The organism is Curtobacterium sp. MR_MD2014 (assembly GCF_000772085.1).
Lineage (GTDB): Bacteria > Actinomycetota > Actinomycetes > Actinomycetales > Microbacteriaceae > Curtobacterium.
This window is the reverse complement of the sequence record NZ_CP009755.1, coordinates 76,827-93,460: the sequence shown is the minus strand read 5'-3', so window position 1 is coordinate 93,460 and position 16,634 is coordinate 76,827. Positions and strand designations below refer to the sequence as shown.

The 16,634-nt window shown below is 71.7% G+C and carries 15 protein-coding genes; 9 read left to right on the top strand and 6 right to left on the bottom strand.

All coding sequences use genetic code 11. The annotated features are described in order from the left end of the window. Positions 1 to 2 precede the first annotated feature (2 nt). Positions 3 to 1,331, bottom strand: a complete 1,329-nt coding sequence (locus NI26_RS00450; RefSeq protein ID WP_066651315.1) for a protoporphyrinogen/coproporphyrinogen oxidase — start codon at positions 1,329 to 1,331, stop codon at positions 3 to 5. Further along, positions 1,328 to 2,458 carry a uroporphyrinogen decarboxylase gene (hemE, locus tag NI26_RS00445; protein ID WP_066651313.1) on the bottom strand — a complete coding sequence of 377 codons (1,131 nt, stop codon included), beginning with the start codon at positions 2,456 to 2,458 and terminating at the stop codon, positions 1,328 to 1,330. The genes NI26_RS00450 and hemE overlap by 4 nt, the downstream gene beginning before the upstream one ends. Before the next feature lie 122 nt (positions 2,459 to 2,580). Between hemE and NI26_RS00440 the strand changes: the two genes are divergently transcribed. Together NI26_RS00440 and NI26_RS00435 are read left to right on the top strand one after the other, a co-directional pair. Next, positions 2,581 to 3,903 carry a glutamyl-tRNA reductase gene (locus NI26_RS00440; RefSeq protein WP_066657578.1) on the top strand — a complete coding sequence of 441 codons (1,323 nt, stop codon included), beginning with the start codon at positions 2,581 to 2,583 and terminating at the stop codon, positions 3,901 to 3,903. Further along, positions 3,858 to 4,331, top strand: a complete 474-nt coding sequence (locus tag NI26_RS00435) for an NUDIX hydrolase (protein ID WP_235426408.1) — start codon at positions 3,858 to 3,860, stop codon at positions 4,329 to 4,331. The genes NI26_RS00440 and NI26_RS00435 overlap by 46 nt, the downstream gene beginning before the upstream one ends. Before the next feature lie 51 nt (positions 4,332 to 4,382). On the opposite strand, the gene NI26_RS00430 is transcribed toward NI26_RS00435, so the two are convergent. Further along, positions 4,383 to 4,661 (bottom strand): hypothetical protein, encoded by a 279-nt coding sequence (locus NI26_RS00430; RefSeq protein WP_066651311.1) that lies wholly within the window; start codon positions 4,659 to 4,661, stop codon positions 4,383 to 4,385. 104 nt (positions 4,662 to 4,765) lie between these two features. On the opposite strand from NI26_RS00430, the gene NI26_RS00425 reads away from it, so the two are divergent. Further along, the gene (locus NI26_RS00425) at positions 4,766 to 5,458 is read left to right on the top strand and encodes a DUF4232 domain-containing protein (protein WP_066651309.1); all 693 of its coding nucleotides are present in this window, start codon (positions 4,766 to 4,768) and stop codon (positions 5,456 to 5,458) included. A gap of 57 nt (positions 5,459 to 5,515) precedes the next feature. Here the strand turns inward: NI26_RS00425 and NI26_RS00420 are convergent, their stop codons facing one another. Together NI26_RS00420 and NI26_RS00415 are read right to left on the bottom strand one after the other, a co-directional pair. Further along, positions 5,516 to 6,535 (bottom strand): serine hydrolase, encoded by a 1,020-nt coding sequence (locus tag NI26_RS00420; protein ID WP_081984526.1) that lies wholly within the window; start codon positions 6,533 to 6,535, stop codon positions 5,516 to 5,518. Further along, positions 6,535 to 8,499 (bottom strand): M13 family metallopeptidase, encoded by a 1,965-nt coding sequence (locus NI26_RS00415; RefSeq protein WP_066651308.1) that lies wholly within the window; start codon positions 8,497 to 8,499, stop codon positions 6,535 to 6,537. The genes NI26_RS00420 and NI26_RS00415 overlap by 1 nt, the downstream gene beginning before the upstream one ends. Positions 8,500 to 8,639: 140 nt before the next feature. Here NI26_RS00415 and NI26_RS16340 point away from each other — a divergent pair, with 140 nt between their 5' ends. The 3 genes from NI26_RS16340 to NI26_RS00405 all read left to right on the top strand — a co-directional run bounded on the left by NI26_RS16340 (position 8,640) and on the right by NI26_RS00405 (position 12,014). Next, on the top strand, positions 8,640 to 10,100 hold the full coding sequence (locus NI26_RS16340) for a P-loop ATPase, Sll1717 family (RefSeq protein ID WP_144411184.1): 1,461 nt from the start codon (positions 8,640 to 8,642) through the stop codon (positions 10,098 to 10,100). A 307-nt stretch (positions 10,101 to 10,407) separates the two neighbouring features. Beyond that, positions 10,408 to 10,620, top strand: coding sequence for a hypothetical protein (locus tag NI26_RS00410; RefSeq protein ID WP_066651307.1), 213 nt, complete (start codon positions 10,408 to 10,410; stop codon positions 10,618 to 10,620). A gap of 56 nt (positions 10,621 to 10,676) precedes the next feature. Further along, positions 10,677 to 12,014 (top strand): uracil-xanthine permease family protein, encoded by a 1,338-nt coding sequence (locus NI26_RS00405; protein ID WP_066651306.1) that lies wholly within the window; start codon positions 10,677 to 10,679, stop codon positions 12,012 to 12,014. A gap of 103 nt (positions 12,015 to 12,117) precedes the next feature. On the opposite strand, the gene NI26_RS00400 is transcribed toward NI26_RS00405, so the two are convergent. Beyond that, complete coding sequence (locus NI26_RS00400; RefSeq protein ID WP_158407716.1) at positions 12,118 to 12,780, bottom strand: GAP family protein; 663 nt, start codon at positions 12,778 to 12,780, stop codon at positions 12,118 to 12,120. Between the two features lie 61 nt (positions 12,781 to 12,841). On the opposite strand from NI26_RS00400, the gene NI26_RS00395 reads away from it, so the two are divergent. Genes NI26_RS00395 through NI26_RS00385 form a run of 3 tightly spaced genes read left to right on the top strand, consistent with a single transcriptional unit; the run spans position 12,842 to position 16,609 of the window. Further along, the gene (locus tag NI26_RS00395) at positions 12,842 to 14,176 is read left to right on the top strand and encodes an MATE family efflux transporter (protein ID WP_081984524.1); all 1,335 of its coding nucleotides are present in this window, start codon (positions 12,842 to 12,844) and stop codon (positions 14,174 to 14,176) included. Next, positions 14,173 to 15,417, top strand: coding sequence for a lipopolysaccharide biosynthesis protein (locus NI26_RS00390; protein WP_066651304.1), 1,245 nt, complete (start codon positions 14,173 to 14,175; stop codon positions 15,415 to 15,417). The genes NI26_RS00395 and NI26_RS00390 overlap by 4 nt, the downstream gene beginning before the upstream one ends. A gap of 43 nt (positions 15,418 to 15,460) precedes the next feature. Further along, positions 15,461 to 16,609, top strand: a complete 1,149-nt coding sequence (locus NI26_RS00385) for an ATP-binding protein (protein WP_081984522.1) — start codon at positions 15,461 to 15,463, stop codon at positions 16,607 to 16,609. Positions 16,610 to 16,634 lie beyond the last annotated feature (25 nt).

Genomic DNA, 16,634 nt, shown 5'->3' with positions numbered 1-16,634 from the left:
GCTCAGGATTCCAGGATGCGTGCAGCGGACGCCCGGGCCGCGGCGACGATGCCCGCCAGACCGCGGCCGGAGGAGGTCTCGCCGATGCCGACGACCCCCTCGGCCAAGCCGGCTGCGGTCAGGTCCGGCCCGTACCAGCGGACGCGGACGGCGCCCTGCACACGGTCCGCGGTCACGGGGACGCCCAGGAGCGCGGTCGCGTCCCGGACGGCGCGGGCGCCGACGGTGTCCTCCGGGTCGACCGGGAGGCTCGTCCCCACCCCGTCGTCACCGGTCACCGGATCGTGGGGTGCGGTCGCGTAGCTGAGCCGCAGGACGTGGCGGCCCGCGGCCGCCTCGGCCAGCCAGGGCCACTTCACCGTCGCGTGCGTCAGGGCCTTCGCCCCGACCCCGGCGGCCTCCGGGTGCACGAGCATCCCGGTCCCGCGCGGACCGGCGTCGAGCTCGGGCTGGTCGACGACCAGGGTGACGAGCTCGATGCCGGTGCGGTCGGCCGCCGCGGTCCGGCCCGGGTCGGCCGTCGACGCGAGGACGTGCTGTGCGGGCAGGCGCTCGCGGGTGCCGTCCGCTGCCACGGTCTCGACGGCGAAGCGCTCGACCGCGGTGGCGCGGGTGCCCGTCCGGACGTCGACGCGGTGGGTCTCGAGGTCGGCCACGAGCTCGTCCACGAGCCGGGCGATGCCACCGCGGATGCCCTGCACCGCCGAGCCCGCGGCGGACCGGGAGCGCAGGGCGAGCACGGCGCGGGCGAGGGAGCCCTCACGCTGCAGGGCCGCACGGAGCCCCGGGGCCACGCGGTCGGGGTCGAGCTGGTCGGGGTGCGTGGAGTACACGCCGCCCGCGACCGGGACGACCAGGTCGTCGAGCACGCGCTCCCCCATGCGCTTCCGCACGAGGGCACCGAGCGACTGTGCCCGGGCACCGACGGGCGAGGGCAGCAGCGAGTCCATCTGCGCGCGGAGGCCACCGCCCTGGCCGACCACCGCGAGGACGTCGGCGGCCATCGGGCTGCCCGGGATCCCGAGGAAGCCGGTCTGCGGGATCGGGGCCGTCCGGCCGTCGCGGGTCATCAGCCACGCACCGCGGGGGTCGGGCGACACGACGTCGTTCCCGAGGCCGAGCTCGATCGCGAGCCGCTCGACGGCGTCGGTGCGGGTCGCGAAGGACTCCGCGCCCATGTCGAGGTCGAGCCCGGCGACGGTGTGCCGGCGGATCATCCCGCCCAGGCGCTCCCCGGCCTCGACGAGCACGACGTGCGCGCCGCCCTCGGCCAGGTCACGGGCGGCGACCAGGCCGGCGACCCCACCGCCGACCACGACGACGTCGGTCACGCCGCGGCTCCGGTCCCGTCGCCCCGGCCGTCGCCCAGCCCGTGGATCAGTTCGACCACGCGGGTGAGCACGGTCGGGTCGGTCTCCGGCGGGACACCGTGGCCCAGGTTGACCACGTGCGCACGGGCAGCGCCGCCACGGCGGACGACGTCGCGCACGTGGGCCTCGAGCACCTCCCACGGGGCGGCGAGCATCGCGGGGTCGATGTTGCCCTGCACGGTGACGCCGGTGCCGACGCGACGGACGGCCTCGTCGAGCGGGACACGCCAGTCGACACCCACGGCGTCGACCGCGACGGCGTCCGACGGGTCGCCGAGCGTCGTCATCTCGTGCAGGACCTCGCCGCTGCCGACGCCGAAGTGGATGCGCGGGACACCGAGGTCCGCCACGTGCGACAGCGCCGTCGCCGAGTGCGGGGCCACCGAGGCGACGTAGTCCCGGCGGGAGAGCGAGCCGACCCACGAGTCGAAGAGCTGCGCGGCCGAGGCACCGGCTGTCACCTGCGCACGGAGGAAGGCGCCCGAGACGCCGGCGGCCCAGTCGAGCAGCCGTGCCCAGGTCTCCGGGTCGCTGTGCATGAGCGTGCGCGCGCGGATGTGGTCCTTCGAGGGGCCGCCCTCGACCAGGTAGGCGGCGAGCGTGAACGGTGCGCCCGCGAAGCCGATGAGCGGGGTGTCCCCGAGCTCGGCGACGGTGCGCTGCACGGCCTCGGTGATCGGCGCCAGGGCACCCGGGTCGAGCGGGGCGAGCGCGTCCACGTCGGCCGCCGTGCGGATCGGGGACCCGAGCACCGGGCCACGACCGGGGACGATCTCGACGTCCACGCCCGCGAGCTTGATCGGCACGACGATGTCGCTGAAGAAGATGCCGGCGTCGACCCCGTGCCGACGGACCGGCTGCAGGGTGATCTCGGACGCCAGCGCCGGGTCGAGGCAGGCGTCGAGCATCGCGGTGCCGACCCGCAGCTCCCGGTACTCCGGCAGCGACCGGCCGGCCTGCCGCATGAACCACACGGGCAGCGTCTCCGGACGGTCCCCACGGAGCGCCCGGACGAGCGGCGACCCCGAGGTCCTGCCGGTCACGAGCGGGTGGCTGTCGGGCAGGGCGGCGGGTGCGGCGGAGGTCACCCACTGATTGTCCCATCCGCGGCCGAGCACGACCCGCCCCGGACACGGGCGCCACCGCACAGTCTGCTGTGCACGCGGAGGGCGAACAGCCGGTGGCCCGAGCGCGAGTTACGATGGAAGACGTGCTCATCTGTCTCACGGCGTCGCACCGCAACGCCAGCTTCGACCTCCTGGAGCGACTGAGCATCGGCGCACCGACCGCCGCGAGCCGTCTGGTGACGGACTCCGACGTGCTCGACGGAGCCGTCGTCCTCGCCACCTGCAACCGCTTCGAGGCCTACCTCGACATCGCGGGCGACGATCGTGACTCCGCCGTGTCGGCCACCGTCGACGCCGTCGCCACCGCCAGCGACCTCGTTCCCGCCGAGGTCCTCGACTCCGTCAGCGTGCTCGGCGGCGGGGACGTCGTGCAGCACCTGTTCGCCGTGTCCAGCGGGCTCGAGTCCGTCGTCGTCGGCGAGACCGAGATCTCCGGCCAGGTCCGCCGGGCACTCGAGGACGCCCGCGCCAACGGCACCACGACGTCCGACCTCGAGCGCCTGTTCCAGGAGGCAGCGCACACCTCCCGCGGCGTGAAGACCCGCACCCGCATCGGTGCCGCCGGCCGGTCGCTGGTCCGTCTCGGGCTCGAGCTCGCCTCGTCGCGCATCACCGACTGGGCCCGGACCCGCGTGCTGCTCGTCGGCACCGGCAGCTACGCGGCCACCACCATCGCCGCGCTGCGCGACCGCGGCGCCGCCAACATCCAGGTCTTCTCGCCGTCCGGCCGCGCGCCCTGGTTCGCCGCGAAGCACGACCTGGTCGCCGCGACCGACCTGCGCCAGGCGATCGGCACGAGCGACGTCGTCATCACCTGCACCTCGAGCGAGGTCCCGGTCGTCGAACCGGCCGACCTCGCCGACGGCCAGCGCCGCATCGTCATCGACCTCGGGCTGCCCCGCAACGTCGACCCCGACGCGGCCCACGTCGAGGGCGTCGAGCTGCTCGACCTCGAGACGATCAGCATCCACGCGCCGATCGCCGAGCTGAACGCCGAGTCCGAGGCGCGTCAGATGGTCGACGACGCCGTGTCGCGCTTCCGTGCGCAGGCACTCGAGCAGTCGACCACGCCGGCGCTCGTGGCCTTCCGCAAGCACGTCTTCGACATCCTCGACGACGAGATCGACCGCGCGAAGCGTCGCGACGGCGACCCGGAGTCCGTCGAGCAGACCGAACGGGCGCTCCGGCACCTGGTCGGGGTCCTGCTGCACCGCCCCTCGGTGCGCGCGCGTGAGCTCGGTCGCGCCGGTCGCGGCGAGGAGTTCGTCGGGGCGCTCGACGCCCTGTTCGGCGTGCACCCCGAGCCCGAGGCGGAGCTGCCGTCGCCGATCGTGCCGCTCGCGGAGCGCACCGCGCCCGAGTGCCCCGTCTCGACGGACCGCACCGGCGAGGCGGACGCGAGCTGAGCCTCCCGGCAGTCCCCCGCACGCTGCGCGTCAGCGCGCTGCTGCTGGTCCGTGACCGGCAGGTCCTGATGGTGCGCGCCCGCGGACGCGACGTGCTCTACCTGCCCGGCGGCAAGGCGGAGCCGCACGAGACCGACGTCGAAGCCGCGATCCGCGAGGCGCGCGAGGAGACCGGGCTGCACCTGACCGAGGCGGACCTCGAGCCGTTCGGTACGGTGACCGAGGCCGCGCACGGCCAGGGCGAGGGGACGATGGTCGCCATGGCCCTGTTCCGGGTCCGGCCGGGAGGCACCGCCGATGGCGCCTCGCCCGTCGCCTCCGCAGAGGTGGACGAGGTGGAGTGGGTCACCTCGTCGGACGCGGACCGGTGCCCGCCGGCGGGCGTCGAGACGCTCCGCCGGCTGGTCGCCGCCGATCTGGTCGACTGAGGTCCTGACGCCTGAGGATCCGGTCAGCTCCGACCGGTGCCCCTCGGCGCCTCACTCGTCCTTGTCGACGTAGTGCCCGGCCTCGCCGTCCGGCGTGGGCTCGGCCTCGCCGGGGATGTCCGACTCGACGTACTCACCCTCGTCCGCGCCGCCCGCGCCCTGGGGCCGCGTCTCGCCGGGGATGTCGCTGGAGACGAACTCTCCCGCGGGCTCGTGCGACTCGACGTGCTGATCGCCCGGGATCTCGCTGTCGGTGAAGGCGCCGGCGCGGGAGTCGACGCCGTCCGCCCGACCGTCCTCGCCGCGTGCCTGCTCGTGCTTGCCTGCCATGTTCCGACCTCCGTCGCTCGTGTTCCTGGCTGTGACGCGAGTGTGCCCGTGACGACTGGACGCTCACCGAGTCCCGAGGACCGCGGCGGGTGTTGCGTCGAGGCATGCACCGCAGCACACGTTCCGCCATCGTCCTCGCGAGCACCGGGGCCGTGCTCGCGCTCGCGCTCTCCGGCTGTTCGTCGGGCGGCCCGGACCCGGCGCCGACGGCGACTCAGACCGTGACCGCGTCGGCCGGGGGCTCGTCGCCCTCCACCGCGACCTCGGCTCCGTCCTCGTCGTCGGCGGCGTCCTCGTCGTCGGCGTCGTCCTCGTCCTCGGGCGGCTCGGCGGGTGGCGGGTCCGGCGGCGACGGTGGCCGGTGCACCACCGGATCGCTGTCGGGCAGCGTCGAGTCCGGCAGCGGTGGGGCCGCCGGCAGCACGTACGTGCACCTCGCGCTCCGCAACACCGGCTCCACGACCTGCACGCTGCAGGGGTGGCCCGGGGTCTCCTTCGTCGGCGGCGGCTCGGGTGAGCAGATCGGCGCCCCGGCCACCCGTGACGAGGCATCGGCGCACCCGACCGTGACGCTGGCGCCCGGCGCGGTGGCCGTCGCACCGCTGAAGATCACCCAGGCGGAGAACTACCCGACGGCGACGTGCGACCCGGTGTCCGCGGACGGGTTCCGCGTGTACCCGCCCGGGTCGACCGAGTCACTGTTCGTGCGGGACTCCGGCATCACGGCGTGCCGGTCGACCGACGCGGGGCTGCTCAGCGTGCAGGGCCTGGTGCCCGAGGGGCAGGCGGCCGACTGAGCCGTCGCGCCCGCCGGCGCCCGTCGGCGCCCGCCCGTCCGTGCTCGTCCGTGCTGGTCAGCGGCGGGCGGGGGTGTGCACGGCCTCGAGCACCTCGGTGCCCATCGTGCGCAGGGCCTCGACGACCGCGAGCCGCCGCTGCAGTGTCGCGTCGTCGAAGGTCACCGTGACCGCGTAGCTCACCGACGAGCCGGGTCCCCGGAGGATGCCGGCCTCGGCGCGGACGCCGGTCGACGAGCCGGTGACGACCACGGCCTGCAACCCGTGGTCCAGCGCACGGTGCGCCAGGGGGTCGAGGCCGAACGAGCCCGCCACGAGCGTGGTGTCGCTCGCCAGGCTCAGCCAGCCGAGCACCCGGTTCGACACCGCCTCGTCGACGACCTCGCCGAGGGCCAGGCCGCGCATCAGCCAGGCGAGCTCGCCTGCCGGCGCCACGGAGGCGTCGGGGGCGTCGTCGGGACCGCGCCGGTCCCGCACGCGGTCGATGAGTGCCGTGCGGTCGATGCCGAGCGCCTCGGCCCGCTGCCGCACCGCGTCGATGCCGACCGTCGACAGCAGTGCGTTCATCGCCCACGCGTCCGCCGTCGCCCCGACCAGGGTCGCCAGGTCCGGCACCTGCATCGTCGGTTCCTGCAGGAACTGCCACAGCCCGGCACCGGTGGCGGTGTCCCGTGCCATCCGCTGGAGCCGGTCGCCGTGCAGCCGGCCGTCCTCGAGCTGCGCGGCGACCTCGATGAGCAGGAGCACGCGACCGAGGCTCGCGACCGGCTGCACCAGGGTGTCGTCGACGGCGAGCAGGGCCTTGCCGGTCGACGTGTCGATGATCGACGCGCTGACGGCGGCACCGTCACGGGCGATCGAACCGAGGGCGTCGACCGTCGCGCCGAACCGCTCGTCGGCCCCGCCACGGTGGCGTCCGCGCGCACGAGCGCCGTTCCCGCCGCCGACCTGGTGTCGGCGGCGGGGACGGCGGGAGGCACCGGTGTCGGCGCCCGGCGTCTCGCCCGGCGCAGCGCTGGGTGTCCCGCTGTGGTCAGCGCTCGGCTCGGACGACGGAGCCGCGTCCGGCTCGGTCATCACCAGATCGCGACGCGCTCGGCCGGGTCGAGGTACATCGTGTCCGACTCGGTGACGCCGAAGGCCTCGTAGAAGCCGTCGATGTTCCGCACGATCTGGTTGCAGCGGAACTCGTTCGGCGAGTGCGGGTCGATGCTCAGCAGACGCGCTGCCTCCTCCGGACGGATCGCCATCCGCCAGGCCTGTGCCCAGCTGAGGAAGAAGCGCTCGGCGCCGGACAGTCCGTCCACGACCGGGGGCTCCTGGCCGTCGAGGGACAGCAGGTACGCCTTCCACGCGATCGACAGCCCGCCGAGGTCACCGATGTTCTCGCCGATGGTCAGCGCGCCGTTGACGTGCCCGTCCGGCACCTCGGTCGGCACGAGCGCGTCGTACTGCGCGATGAGGGCCTTCGTGCGCTCCTCGAACGCCGTGCGGTCGGCCTCGGTCCACCAGTTCTGCAGTCGGCCGTCCCCGTCGTACTGCGAGCCCTGGTCGTCGAAGCCGTGGCCGATCTCGTGCCCGATGACGGCACCGATCGCGCCGTAGTTCGCGGCGGCGTCGCGCGACGCCTCGAAGAACGGGAACTGCAGGATCGCCGCCGGGAAGACGATCTCGTTGAACCCCGGGTTGTAGTACGCGTTGATCGTCTGCGGGGTCATGAACCACTCGTCGCGGTCGATCGGCTTCCCGATCTTGCCCAGCTCGCGGTCGACCGCGAAGCTCGCGACGGCCCGGACGTTGCCGATCAGGTCGTCGGGGCTGACCGACAGGGCCGAGTAGTCGCGCCACGTCACCGGGTAGCCGATCTTCGGCGTGAACTTGTCGAGCTTGTCGAGGGCACGGGCGCGGGTCTCGTCGGTCATCCAGTCGAGCGCGGTGATGCTCTGCCGGTACGCCTCGACCAGGTTGGCGACGAGGTCGTCCATCTCGGCCTTGGACGTCTCGTCGAAGTGCTCCTGCACGTAGATGCGACCGACGGCCTCGCCCATCGCGCCCTCGACCAGCGAGACGCCGCGCTTCCAGCGCTCGCGCTGCTTCGGCGCACCGGTGAGCGCCGTGCCGTAGAACGAGAAGTTCGTGGCGGACATCGCGCTCGTCAGGTACGCCGCGGAGCCGCGGATGACCTGCCAGCGCAGCCAGTCCTTCCACGCGTCGAGCGGCTGGGAGCGGAGGAGCTCGGCCAGGCCGGTGATGAACGACGGCTCGCGTACGACCACGGTGTCGAAGGCGCCGGCCGGGGCGCCGATCGCCTGCCACCACAGGTGCAGGTCGGCGCCGTTCGCGAGCGCGGCGACCTCGTCCCAGGTCATCTTGTTGTAGGTCTTCTGGCTGTCGCGGGTCGTCACGTTGTCCCAGTGCGCCGCGGCGAGCGCCGTCTCCAGCGCGATGACGGCCTCGGTGCTCCGTCCGGCGTCGGCGAAGCCCGCGAGCGGGAACATCGACGCGACGAACTCGCGGTACTTCGACCGGATGTCGGCGAAGCGCTCCTCGCGGTAGTACGACTCGTCGGGCAGGCCCAGGCCGGACTGCTCGAGGAAGACGACGTACGACTCCGGGTCACCCGGGTCGTTGTCGACGAAGAGCTGGACGAAGCCGGGCAGGCCCAGGCGCTCGAAGCGTCCGACCATCGCGATGACGTCGTCGGTGGTCTCGACGGCGTCGATCTCGCCGAGCAGCGGGTCGATCGGTCCGGTGCCGAGGGCCTCGAGCCGCTCCTCGTCGGTGAAGGACGTGTACAGGTCACCGACCTTGCGCTCCTCGGTGCCGGGTGCGGCCTGCTGGGAGCGCTCGACGATCTCGCGCACGGCGACCTCGGCGTCCTCGGCGAGCACGGTGAACGAGCCGTACCGCGCCTTGTCGTCGGGGATCGGCGTCTGCGCGATCCACGTCCCGTTCACGTGCCGGTAGAGGTCGTCCTGCGGGCGGACGGCCGGGTCGAGCTCGTCGGTGTGGATCCCTGAGGTGCGTGCGACGTCGGTCATGCGCTCCACGATAGCCATCGGGGCCGCGCCCGCGCGGAGCGAGCGCAGGGGCAACGACGCAACGCACAGACAGCAGTGCGGGGGCTGGCCGCTATGACGGATCGACGCTAGCTTGGCAATGGATGAAGGGGGCACCACCTATGAAGACCGGGCTCGACCGCGTGGACAGCTTCGGAGGTACCGACGCCGATGGCGATGCGCTCCTGAAGGACTGTTTCGAAGACCACCCTGCTTACCGCGCAGTCCGCTCACACCGCAAGAATCTTGTACGCGGTCGAAAGGGCGCCGGTAAAACGGCAATTTTTAAGCGGCTTGTTCGAGAATCAGGCAACGACGTTTCCGCGAGCGGGTACAGCTTCGAAGATTATCCCTGGTATCACCACTCGCTACAAGAAGAAGTAGGGGTTCCTGCGGAGCGACGGTATGTACACAGCTGGAAGTACTTGATTCTTCTTGGACTCACTCAGACAATCCTAGAAGCCGCGCGCAAAAGCTTCTGGTCAGAGAACGAGTCAGTGATGAGCGCGCTGGCCGCTTTAGAAGACTTCATGATCGACTCCTACGGTTCCATCCGTCCAGGCCTGAACCAGCTCTTCAATCCGCAGTACACCTTGCGATGGAAGGGCGGAGTCAATTTAGGTTTTGCAAATTTCGGTGCCGATCGGGTCTCAATGGAAAGCCTACCGATCCACATTCAAGCGGTGAACGCGCAAATTCAGCAAAATCTATTTGCAGCGATGAATCCGAATGTCGAGTATTTTGTTTGCTTTGATCAACTTGACCACGGATTCTCTACCTCAGATCCCCATTACCACGACCGCATCGCTGGGTTGCTGATCGCCGCTCGTGAGTTGTTCCACGCAGCCAAAGATGCGCAAATCCGCTGCAATCCGGTGGTTTTCCTCAGAGACGACATTTTCGAGTCCCTCTCCTTCGAGGATAGAAATCGCATCAGGGGTGATTCATATCTGTTGCAGTGGGAGCCTGACTCTGGAGTAGTGAATCTCAAGACTCTCATGGAGAGCAGGTTCGGAGAGGTGCTCGGTACCGAGAGTAAGCCCGAAGTGAGCTGGGAAGAGATATTCGACGAGGGTGAGAGAATGACGCGGCGTCAGACCAAGCTCGCGCATATCACGGATAGAACATACCTGCGTCCACGCGATATGATTCAATTCTGTAACGAGATATTGGATTCTCACAAACAAGGCGAACCAGTTAGCACTATGATTACCAACGCCGACATAACCGAAGCCCGTACAAACTACTCTCGCTACCTGCTTGATGAACTCGACGACGAGGTGAAGAAGCATATACCAGAGTATAAGGATTACTTGAAAGTCATTCAAGCAGTTGGAGCGGAGTCGTTCACGGCGGAAGAGTTCCGGACAGCTCTCGAGGAGCGAATTCCCGGAGCAAGCCCAGAAGTTGTTCTCGAGGGCCTATTTCGCTTCTCGGTGATCGGCTACCTCCGTCCAGGCGGTGCTGGAGGGGGCTCCCATTGGATATGGCAATACAAGGATCCGCGGGAAAAATTCGATTCTCGTTCTACGGAATTGAAGACGCACCGCGGCTTGAAGGAAGCGCTTGGGTTGGTTGGGTGATAGACAAGAGCGACGTAGTACAGATGGCGTGACTTGAATGAAAGCTTTGGTCTCGGGCGTGCCCGTCGCGAGTGGCTAGCGACCGCTGGGCGGTTGAAGAACGGGATTCGCAGTCCTGTTCGTATCAGGATCGCTGCAGACACCGACACCGGTCGCACACGCAGCGGCGATCGTGATCGGTAGCACCGTCGCGTTCATAATGCGTGCGGGCCGACGAGCTGCAGACCGGCGCGCGGGTCGGTTGCCCGACGCGGTGGCACGGGCACGCTCTCGGTCTGTTGCGGATGTCAACGGTGGTCGCCGGTTCTTGGTCGCGCCGAACCCCGTCGTCATCGTGATGGGTGGCGTCTTCCTCACGGTCGCGGTCGTGCAGCTCGTCGCGAGGGGGCTGTCCGCCGGCGCGGTCGCCGTGGCGGTCCTCCTCGCCGCCTCCGCCGTGTTCTTCGTGGTGCAGGGCATCGGGACCCTCGTCGTCCGGCGTCGCGAGGGGTCGCGGGGCGGGGACACCGGCGGGCACTAGCACCAGCGGGACCCGCGAGCCCGCACCGTGAGCCGCGCAGCCGCTACGGTGCTGCCATGGGACTCGGCTGGAAGCTGCACGGTGACGGCGCGACCGTCTCCTCCTCGACCATCGTGGCGCCGGACGAGCGCCTCTCCTGGGGTCGCACCATCGGGCTCGGCGTCCAGCACGTCGTCGCGATGTTCGGTGCCACCTTCCTCGTGCCGCTCATCACGGGCTTCCCGCCCTCGACGACCCTGCTCTTCAGCGGCGTCGGCACGATCCTCTTCCTGCTGATCACCGGCAACCGGCTGCCGAGCTACCTCGGCTCGTCGTTCGCCTTCCTCGCCCCGATCGGCGCCGCGACGAAGATCGGCGGCATCCCGCTCGCGCTGTCCGGGATCATCGTGGTCGGCGTGCTGCTCGCCCTGGTCGGCGCGATCGTGCACCTCGCCGGGGCCGGGTGGATCGACCGCCTCATGCCCCCGGTGGTGTCGGGAGCGATCGTCGCCCTGATCGGCTTCAACCTCGCGCCGGCCGCCCGCGACAACTTCGCGAAGGCCCCGGTCGTCGCGCTGATCACCCTCGCGGCGATCATCCTGGTCACGGTGCTGTTCAAGGGACTGCTCGGTCGCCTGTCCATCGTCATCGGCGTCCTCGTCGGCTACGTCGCCGCCCTGCTCTCCGGCCAGGTCGACCTGTCGACGGTCAGCGCGGCCCCGTGGATCGGCCTGCCGACCTTCACCGCCCCGGCCTTCGACCCGGGCCAGCTCGCGATCTACCTCGGCTTCGTGCCGGTCGTGCTCGCCCTGGTCGCCGAGAACGTCGGTCACGTCAAGGGCGTCGGACAGCTGACCGGCCGTGACCTCACCCCGCTGACGGGTCGCGCGCTCTTCGCCGACGGCGTCTCGACCGTGCTCGCCGGTGCCGGCGGCGGTTCCGCCACCACGACCTACGGCGAGAACATCGGCGTGATGGCCGCGACCCGCGTCTTCTCGACGGCCGCGTACTGGGTCGCCGCGATCGTCGCGATCCTGCTGGGGCTGTCGCCGAAGGTCGGCATGGTCATCTCCTCGGTGCCGGCCGGGGTGCTCGGCGGTGCGACCACCGCCCTGTACGGACTGATCGGCGTCATCGGCATCCGCATCTGGGTCGAGAACCGCGTCGACTTCGCCAAGCCGAAGAACCAGCTGACCGCCGGCATCGCGCTGATCATGGGCATCGCCGACTTCACGTTCTCGTTCGGCGGCGCGACCTTCGGCGGCATCATCGTCGGCACGGTCGCCGCGATCGTCGTCTACCACCTGATGGACCTGGTCGGACGGGCCCGAGGGACGGACCCGGCGACGCCCCGCGCGTCGGACGAGGCGCGCGCCGCTACCGGGGCGATCCCGGCAGAGCCGCGCGCGGACTGACGCCGGGACCACCGGACGGGAGACCCGTGGCGACCCCGCCACGGGCCTCCCGTCCGTTCCGTCCGCGGTCCGGTCCTGCGCGCACCCGCCCTGTCGGCCAGCGTCAGCGGAGACCGACCACGCCGACGGTGAGCTGGACCACCGCCAGGACGGCGAGCACCGCGACCAGTCCGACGGAGCCCCACCGGGCGATGCCCGCGCGCACCGCGGCGAGGGGACGGCGAGCGCGACGACCGGCCGCGAGCACGAGGACCACGGGCAGCACCGTCGTCGACGCGGCGACCACGACGAAGGCCGCGCCGGCGAGCAGTGCCTCGCCGAGCTCGGGCTCGGCGTCCCCGAACGCGAGCCCCGCGGTCAGGGCGAGCACGACCGCCTTCGGGTTGCAGAACAGCAGCATCCCGAGCCCGAAGCCGTGCACCGGACCGACCCGCTCGACCACGTCCGCCCAGCGGGTGCTCGACGGGGAGCCGTCCGGCAGCCGGCGGACCGTCCACTGCCAGACCGCGAGCGCGGCGAGCACCACCCCGGCGACCACGGCGACGATCGCCTGGACGGACGAGCCACCGGCCGTCTGCACGGGGAGCCGCTCCCCCACCGCGACCGCCAGGACGAGCGCCGCGGCGACGGCCACGGTCCAGCCGGCGGTGCAGGCGACGGCGGGGGCGGAGCCGCGACGGTGCCCGAGCAGGACGACCACGGACGCGACGGGCAGCGGGCTCAGGGCGATGCCGACGGCGCCGGGCGCGAGCGCGAGGAGGTCCACGCGCGCAGCGTACCGCCGGCGGGACGGACCGGTGCTGCTCCGACTCCGGCAGGATGGTCCGGTGCCACGACCGACCTCGCCCGCCGCGACGACCGAGCGTCGGTCGGTCGACCGGGACATCGTCCGGCTCGCGCTGCCGGCCCTCGGCGCGCTCGTCGTCGAGCCGCTCTTCCTGCTGACCGACACGGCGCTCGTCGGACACCTCGGGGCGACGGCGCTGGCTGCCGTGGGCCTCGCGAGCGTCGTGCTGCAGACGGTGACCGGACTGCTCGTCTTCCTGGCGTACTCGACGACCCCCGCGGTGGCCCGGGCGCTGGGCGGCGGCGACCGTCGCGGAGCGGTGCACGCCGGCATCGACGGCATGTGGCTCGCGCTCGGACTCGGTGTCGTGCTCGCACTCGTCGGCTGGCCGCTCGCCGGACCGCTCGTCGAGCTGTTCGGCGCCTCGGCGGAGGTCTCGACCGCGGCGACCGCGTACCTGACGGTGTCGCTGATCGGGCTCCCCGGGATCCTGGTCGTGACGGCCTCGACCGGACTGCTGCGGGGCCTGCAGGACACGCGGACACCCCTCGTCGTGGCGACGATCGGCTTCGTGGCGAACGGGCTGCTCAACGCCGTGCTCATCTACGGCGCCGGCTGGGGCGTCGAGGGGTCCGCCGCCGGCACCGTGATCGTGCAGTGGGCGATGGCCGCCGTGTACGTCGTGATCGCCGTGCGTGCGGCCCGGGCATCGGGTGCACCGCTGCGACCGGGCGCGTCCGGCGTCGTCCGGGCGCTCCGGTCCGGGGCGTGGCTGTTCCTGCGCACGGCGTCGTTGCGCGTGGCGATGCTCGCGACCGTGGCGACCGCCTCGGGCCTGGGCACGACCGGCCTGGCGACGACCCAGGTCGGTCTCACGGTGTTCTCGACCCTGGCCTTCGCACTCGACGCCCTGGCGATCGCCGGGCAGGCGCTCGTCGGCCACGGGCTCGGCGCGCGCGACCCCGACCGGGTGCGGCTGGTCACGAGCCGGCTCGTGCTGCTCGGCATCGTCGGCGGGGCACTGCTCGGGGTGCTGACCCTCGCGGTGAGCGGACTGCTCGGACCGGTCTTCTCCGACTCCGCCGCGGTGCGCTCGGCCCTGCCGCTCGTGCTCGTCCTCATCGCCGTCGGGATGCCCGTCGCCGGCTACGTGTTCGTGCTCGACGGCGTGCTCATCGGTGCTGGGGACGCGCGCTACCTCGCCGTCGCCGGGCTCGTGAACCTGGTCGTGTACCTGCCGCTGCTCTGGTGGGTCGGCGGGACGCTCGCCGGGCTCTGGGCGGCCTTCGCGCTCGGCTACATCGGCGTCCGGGCGGTGACCCTCGGGGTGCGGGCGCACCGTCGGGGCTGGGTCGAACAGGCGCTGGCGCGGTGAGCGGGCACACGGGCGGGCACGCGGACGGGCACGGGCGCGTCGCGTCGTCGGCGCTGCTCGCCACCGTCGGCATCGGCGTGCAGGGGCTCGCGAAGCTGCTCGTCACCGTCGTCGTCGGCCGGGTGTTCGGCACCGAGACCCTCGGGCAGACCACCGCCCTGCTCTCCCTGTCGGTCTTCACCGCGCTGCTCTGGCCGAACGCCGCGGGGAACACCGCGTCGAGGGTGCTGGCGATCGCACTGCGCGGTCGTCGCTCGGACGCCGCGGTGAACCGGCTGCTCGGGGCCTCGATGGCGGTGTCGAGCGCCGTGCTCGCCGCCGTGACCGTGCCGGTCGCGCTCGCCTGGGGAGCGAGCCCGGGCATGGTCGTCGGCGGGGTCGGGGTCGTGGTCGGGTACGGCCTGTACTGCTACGCCCGCGGAGCGCAACTCGGGTACGACCGGGCGCCACGCGTCGCACTGTGGGACACGGTCACGAGCCTGCTCGCCCTCGGATTGCTCGTCGCAGCGTGCGTCGCCCGGCTCGAGCCCCTCGTACTGCTGCCGCTGGCGGTCGGGTACACCGTGTTCGCCGTCGCCTGCTGGCCGCGAGGGAACCGTGCTCCCGGCGCACCGGAACCGACCGCAGGGGTGCTCGCCTTCGCGGCCTGGAACGTGCTCGCGGTCGTGACCTCGAACGGGCTGCTGCAGCTGACGATGATCTCGGCGCAGGTCTCCGTCTCGGCGCACGAGGCCGGTGTCTACGCGGCGGCGTTCACCCTGGCGACCCCGGCGTCGATGGTCGGCCAGGCGCTGGGCCAGGTCCTCGTGCCGGCGTTCGCCCACCGCTCGGACGGCGGGTCGCTGCGCGCACGCGGGGTGCTCCTGCTCGTCGGCGGCTTCACCGGCGGGACCGCCGTGGTGTTCGGGCTCGTGGCGTGGCTCGCCGGGTGGTTCCTGCCGCTCGTCTACCCCGCCGAGGGGGCCGAGGCCGTGTCGGACCTGCGGTACCTGATGGTCGGCGTGTGGGTGTTCACGGTCGGGCTCGTGCCCGCGGCGCTGCTGCTCGCGTCCGGGCGGTCGCGGCAGGTGGCGCTGGCGTCGGTCGCCGGGTTCGTCGTCGGGGTGGTGCTCATGGCGGTGCTCGCTCCGACGTGGGGCGTGGCCGGGGGCAGCACGGGGTTCCTGGTCGGGAGCGCGGTGAACCTCGTCGCCGTGGTGGTGCTCGGGCTGCGCGGGCCGCGGGCGGGAGGAGTGCGATAGATTGTTATGAAAGACGTCTTTCATAACAGATCATCGGAGGCCCATGCAGCCGAGCCCCTACACACCGGGTGAGATCGCCCGCGCCGTTCCCGGGCGCGCCCTCCAACTCGCCGATCTGGACGAGCGCCTGTCAGTCCTGGTCGACCTCCACCGTCTGGTGGGTCGGATCCGGGTGGACCACGCCGCGCGAGGCTTCGGGAAGACATCACTGCTCCGCGAGTACCAACGCCGGGCTTCTGCGCGCGGCGCGGCCACCGTGTGGGTGACGGCAGGTGAACCGCAAGGGCTCGTCGAGCAGATCCTCGACGAGTTGCGGCGGACCGTCGGGGCTGCCGGCGCCCCGCACGGCAGGGCTCTCCGCGAGAAGGTCGAGTCACTCCGGCTCTCGCTCGGGGTGCCGGGCATCGCCACCGCGACGGGGACCTTCCGCTCGACGGCTCCGGACGACGAGCGCGCTCGTGCGGGCGCCCGCGGCCTCGAGGACGTCATCCGCGCCGCCACGACGGAGCGGCCGCTCGTCATCTTCGTCGACGAGATCCAGTCAGCGGACGCGGCAGGCCTCCGCACGCTGGTCTACGCCTGGCAACACCTCCAGGCGGAGGGTACGGACGTCCCCGCCGCGGTCTTCGCCGCTGGACTGCCGAACGCGCCGGAGACCATCGCCGAGATCGTCACCTTCAGCGAACGCCTCGCGTACCGACCGCTCGGCCCCCTGCATCGTGATGCCGAGGAGATCGCACTGGTCGGACCGGCTCGCCTCCTCGGAGTGCAGTGGACGCCGGAAGCCGTCGACCGCGCGTTGTCGATCGCGCAGGGCTACCCGTACTCCGTCCAGCTCATCGCCGACTCCGCGTGGGCGGCTGCAGGGCGGCCCGATCCGGGAGCGGTGATCGACGTCGGTTCGGTCGAGACCGGACACCGTTCCATGCAGGCCGACCTGGAGGCGCTCTTCCGGGCGAGGTGGTCGGCGTGCTCGACCTCGGAACGGCGTCTGCTGACGGCGATGGCACGGCTCGGCGACGGTCCGACTTCGCGGGCGTCGATCGCGGAGGCGCTGGGGACCGGGACGAACCAGCTCTCCACGCCGCGGGCGCGGCTCATCGACAAGGGACTCGTGCAACCAGCCGACCGGGGGATGCTCCAGTTCACGATCCCCGGGTTCGCCGCCTTCATCCGTTCCGAGTACTCCTGAGGGACCGGCGGCCGGAGCCCTCGAG

Bases quoted from the DNA above. Each gene is read 5' to 3' on its own strand.
- NI26_RS00430 (WP_066651311.1), bottom strand. From the start codon at position 4,661: ATGGCAGGCAAGCACGAGCAGGCACGCGGCGAGGACGGTCGGGCGGAC.
- NI26_RS00425 (WP_066651309.1), top strand. From the start codon at position 4,766: ATGCACCGCAGCACACGTTCCGCCATCGTCCTCGCGAGCACCGGGGCC.
- NI26_RS00420 (WP_081984526.1), bottom strand. From the start codon at position 6,535: ATGACCGAGCCGGACGCGGCTCCGTCGTCCGAGCCGAGCGCTGACCAC.
- NI26_RS00415 (WP_066651308.1), bottom strand. From the start codon at position 8,499: ATGACCGACGTCGCACGCACCTCAGGGATCCACACCGACGAGCTCGAC.
- NI26_RS16340 (WP_144411184.1), top strand. From the start codon at position 8,640: ATGAAGACCGGGCTCGACCGCGTGGACAGCTTCGGAGGTACCGACGCC.
- NI26_RS00405 (WP_066651306.1), top strand. From the start codon at position 10,677: ATGGGACTCGGCTGGAAGCTGCACGGTGACGGCGCGACCGTCTCCTCC.
- NI26_RS00385 (WP_081984522.1), top strand. From the start codon at position 15,461: ATGCAGCCGAGCCCCTACACACCGGGTGAGATCGCCCGCGCCGTTCCC.